Raw genomic sequence first — 4,440 nt, 5'->3', positions numbered from 1 at the left:
CAGCCTAGAGGTCCAGGGTTGGCTTGCCGACTCTAGGGCTACTGAAAGCTCCCGCCTTTAGGCGGGGGTAGTTTACCTTCGTCTTCAGCTCCCCGGCTTGAACAGGCCAATGGCCGTGACCTGGTTGGATCCCACCTCAAAGGCAAAGGCCAGGCCCAGAGCATCGTAGTTGACGTAGTAGCGGTCGTCGCGCAGATACTCTCGGCTCCCCTTGGGATAGGGCACCACCTCGTTGTAGCCGTTCTCGCCGGGCCCACCGTAAACGGCGATCACTTCTGAGTAGGTGGAACCAATGCGGATCCCTTCACCGGTCATGGCTTCCGGGTGGGTTGTGTAGATGCGGTTGGCGAAAAAGCTATCCACAATGCCCGGATGACGGTAGGTGAAGAGGATGTAGTCCTGCAGGTAAAAGATCTTCAGGTCGCTGTTGGGCTGAAACACATTAGCTCCGGAGGCTGCTGGGATCTGATCGACATTGCCCAGCAGGTGGGTATCCACGTTGCGGGTATCCATGCCCAGCTCAAAGCGACCGACTCGACCCTCTTGCACCAGCACGGTAGGCCGTGGGGGCAGGGCAGGTCGCCGGGGGGGCAAGGCCAGCGCTTGCAGGCCGGCATTCAGCCAAGCATTGTCATCTCCTTCCACGGTCTGCAAGGGCACCAGACCCCGCTCCAAAGAGCGACCATCCCCTGTTTTCCAGGTGGCCACGGCCAGTTCCACCGCCGCGCCGGAGGGAAGGGCAAAGAAGCGGGTTTGTCGTTCGCTGCCCTGGGTGGGCTGCCCCAAAATGAGGGTGCTACCGCTGGATCCCAACTGGGCAGCCAAGAGGGTGGCCCCCTGGCGGGTGTTACCATCCACGAGAACGGCCAACGGGATCCCGGCGGCAATGGGCAGATTTTCGCTGTTCCAGAGGGTGGGCTGCCCAAATCGGTCTTCGGTAATCAGCAGCGGCTGGACGGAGCGGGGCAGAAATAGGCGCGCCACATCGGCCACCACTTGGGGGTCGTAGCCCACAGCTCCGCGCAGGTCGAGGACAATGCCCTGGCTGTAGTCTTGGGTGTAGAGGGTTTGGCGGATCTGCTGAGCCGTGGCTGGGGTGAGATCCGGCACTGCCAAATAAACCTGGCGCGGGCCAATCCTGCGGGCTTGTACGGGAGGACGAGGACGGTTGAGCAAGTCCTTAAAAGCTTGCGGATCCCAGAAACGATCGGCGGGATCCCCATACTCCCGCAGGATCTCTTGAATGAACTCGTACTCCACCTCAATGGGGGGGCGGGGATCCCCGTAGCTTCGGGTCAACAGGCGGGTGTAGAGGTCGTTGTAACTGACTGCGGCAGCTTGGTTGCCTGCACCCAAGGACTCGTTGATGAACAATCCCACCAGATGGCGGAGATCCAGACCGACCGGCTCACGGGGAGGGGAAGGGGCTGCCGGGATCCCTGGATCGGGAAACGAACCTTGGGGATCCGAGGGCATGATGGGCACAGGAGGCAAGGCCGATTGGCCCACAGCGCTGCCGGGCCAGATCCCCGCGATCAGGGTGAGGATCCCCCAAGCCCCAATTGCGCGCGCAAATCCTTTCATGGTAGCCTGCCCTCTTGCAGATGTTGCGAATAGGATAAACCCTAAACGCTCCCCTCTGCCACTGTAGGCAGTGTTAGGTATCCGCTTTTTGCATTTTAGAACACTAGGGGTGACTGTCGCGCCCCCCTTCTTTGGAATGTTCCCAGCCGGGATCCGGAAAACCGCCCCACCACAGCCTACTCTTACTTGCCTTTTTTGCCCTTTTTGCTTGGCTTAGGCTTTTCTGCTGCTGGGGTCTCTGCAGTGGTTTCTTCTGCCTTCTCCTCAACCGGGATCGTTGCCTTTGGTTCTGAATCTGCCGCAGAATCTGAGAGGGTTTCCGCAGGGGATACTTCTACAGCCTCTTCTGGGGCCGGTTCGGCTTCCACGACTGCGGCTTCTCCATCCGTTTCCGCCCCCGTAGCCGTCTCTGATGAGGATTCAATTGCCTCAGGGATCCCAGATACCTCTGCTTCTGGCTCATCGGCCTCAAACTCGGCCTCTGGCACTTCAACCTTCTCCTCCGAGCCTGCCAAAGAAGTGGGCGCCTGGGTTGGATTCCCCTCGCTATCGACCCAGTTGACCGTAGTTTGCGACTTCAGCCAGGCCATCACCTTGTTGGTCAGCAAGCCTTCATAGACGGCTTGGCGTACTCGTTCCCGATCCAGCTTTTGGCCTTGCTGGGCATAGGCCGCCATCACCTCTTCCACCTCCACGTCCAACTCCGTGGAACCTACGGCAATTTGCTCTTGCCGAACGATGGCGCTCAGGGCCAAGGTGCGCCGCAGCCGGTCGATGGCTTCGGGTCGGTGGCGCTCTTTCAACTGGTTAAGGGTTTCGGGAGGCAACTCGGACAAGAACTTACGGAGCTCCCCCGGCTTGATGCCTTCCTGCCGCAGGGCCTGGAGACTCTGGGCCAGCAGTTGTGTCGTTTCTTGTTCGATGAGGGTTTCCGGCAAATCCACCTCAGTAGTCTCCAAGATGGCGTTGAGGATGGCGGTTTCGAGGTTCTCCTCGGATTGTCTCAGGGCATCCTGTTCAAGGCGCTTTTGCAGGTGTTCCCGCAACTCGGCTACTGTTTGAAAGCTGCTGATCTCTTGCACAAAGGCATCATCCAATTCGGGCAGCTCTTTGGCCTTGATCTCCCTCAGGCAGACAGTGAAGGTAACCGTTTTCCCGGCCAACTCTTTTCTGAAGTAGTCGTCGGGGAAGGTGGCTGCGATCTCCTTGGTTTCGTCGAGCTGCATGCCCACAATGCCCGCCACAAAACCGGGGATGAAGTTGTCTTCCTTGAGTTCCAGCTGGAAGTCCTGGGTGGTCATCTCGTCGAGGGGATTGCCTTCTGCATCGCGGGCTGCAAAATCGATCACCACCACATCCCCCAACTGAGCAGACCGATCTTCTACCGGCAAGAGGGTGGCCCGCTGATCCCGCCACCGGTCGATGAGCTGGTCAATTTGTTCAGGCTTGACGTCAACGCGGGTTGCCGTGACGGTCAGCCCTTTGTATTGGCCAACGCGAGCTTCAGGGTACACCTCAACGTATCCCGAGAAGCTGAAGTCTGCCTCGGGGTTGAACTGAGCCAAGAGCTGACCCACCTCATCATCCAGCTCGAACCGACTGATGGGGGTGAGCTGAGCTTCCTTGAAAGCCTGTTGAATGGCCTCGCTGATCAGGTCATCCACAGCACTGGCCATGATGCGCTCGCGGCCCACCTGCCGCACAACAAGATTGCGGGGGGCCTTGCCCTTGCGGAATCCCGGAATTTGGATATTCTGCTCCAGTTGACGCAAGGTTTTTTCGTAGGAGCGCTTCACCCGGTCGGCTTCTACCACGATTTTGAGACCGACCCGGCTGCCAGGGCGTTTTTCTTGGATAACCTGCATAGGAAGTATGAGCTAGGGAGAGGGGCAAGTAGAAGTTCAATTCTACCTCAACGGCCTGTGGGTCAACCTGGGAATTTTAGGCAGGGGATCCCTCGGTGGCCACTTCTTTCACATCCTGGATGTCCTCTTGGGGTTCGGCACGCTTGCTGGGAGGCAGTTGCTTCACTTTGGCTTCCAGCTCCACCACCATTTCCTTGAGTTCGGTGATGGTGACCTCCTTCTCCTGCAGTTGCCGATTTTTTTCCCGGGCTTCGATGCTGAACTGTACGCGCATCCAGAGGCTATACAGCCAGGCGAGGGCGGCCCCAATCCCGGCAGATGCCAGAAGTTCCATCACCAGAGGGCTTTCAACGCTGACGCCGGGGGCAAAAGTAACCGTGACCGGGGTGGCGTTTTGCATGGCAAAGAGGGCAATGGCCAGGAGGGCTGAAAACAAGATCAGGTAGTTGAACAGTCGCATCGTTTTTCTCCTCGAAGGGATCCACTACGGCTTGCCAGCACCAGAATACCCATAAACTCGGGCCGGTTTTTGAGAAAAATTCCCTCAGAAAAACCAGCCATAACTGTGTAAGCCTTTGCCCAGAAAGTTCACCCCCAGATAACACACCCAAACCACCCCAAAGCCTAAGCTGGCCAAGAGGGCGGGGCGTCTGCCTTGCCAGCCTTTGGTGATGCGGGCGTGCAAATAGGCGGCAAAGACCAACCAGGTAATCAAGGCCCAGGTTTCTTTCGGATCCCAGCTCCAGTAGGTACCCCAGGCTTCGTTGGCCCAAACGGCGCCGGCAATAATGCCGATGGTGAGCAGGGGGAACCCCAGCCCGATCAGCCGGTAGCTGGTGTTGTCCAAGATTTCTGCCAGGCTCAGCCGTTGCCAGGGGATCCCTTCTGGGGCCGGTTGGGGGGGGAGTTCAGCCGACGAGGGGGCAGGACGGGGGGAGCGGACGCCGGCGGCGGCCAGTACTGAAGCCGGGCAAGGCAGGGTGGCTTCCTC

Annotated in this window: 4 protein-coding genes; all 4 read right to left on the bottom strand. The window is 58.9% G+C overall.

Annotated features, from left to right (window positions below):
* Positions 1–84: 84 nt before the first annotated feature.
* A complete protein-coding gene (locus NW870_RS12770) occupies positions 85–1,584 on the bottom strand; it encodes a S41 family peptidase (RefSeq protein ID WP_414375619.1) in 1,500 nt (499 codons plus the stop codon).
* Between the two features lie 182 nt (positions 1,585–1,766).
* Complete coding sequence (gene tig / locus NW870_RS12765) at positions 1,767–3,449, bottom strand: trigger factor (RefSeq protein ID WP_414375617.1); 1,683 nt, start codon at positions 3,447–3,449, stop codon at positions 1,767–1,769.
* A gap of 76 nt (positions 3,450–3,525) precedes the next feature.
* A complete protein-coding gene (locus NW870_RS12760) occupies positions 3,526–3,909 on the bottom strand; it encodes a lipopolysaccharide assembly LapA domain-containing protein (protein WP_011431755.1) in 384 nt (127 codons plus the stop codon).
* Positions 3,910–3,993: 84 nt separating this feature from the next.
* Positions 3,994–4,440, bottom strand: a 447-nt coding sequence (gene ccsB, locus NW870_RS12755) for a c-type cytochrome biogenesis protein CcsB (RefSeq protein WP_414375615.1), incomplete at its 5' end; no start/stop codon positions are given.

This window comes from Synechococcus sp. R50.1, assembly GCF_047462115.1.
Classification (GTDB): Bacteria; Cyanobacteriota; Cyanobacteriia; order Thermostichales; family Thermostichaceae; genus Thermostichus.
This window is presented reverse-complemented; position numbering and strand designations above follow the sequence as displayed.

What these genes read in the sequence shown, in the direction of transcription:
- NW870_RS12770 (WP_414375619.1), bottom strand. Translation starts at nt 1,584, where the DNA reads ATGAAAGGATTTGCGCGCGCAATTGGGGCTTGGGGGATCCTCACCCTG.
- tig (WP_414375617.1), bottom strand. Translation starts at nt 3,449, where the DNA reads ATGCAGGTTATCCAAGAAAAACGCCCTGGCAGCCGGGTCGGTCTCAAA.
- NW870_RS12760 (WP_011431755.1), bottom strand. Translation starts at nt 3,909, where the DNA reads ATGCGACTGTTCAACTACCTGATCTTGTTTTCAGCCCTCCTGGCCATT.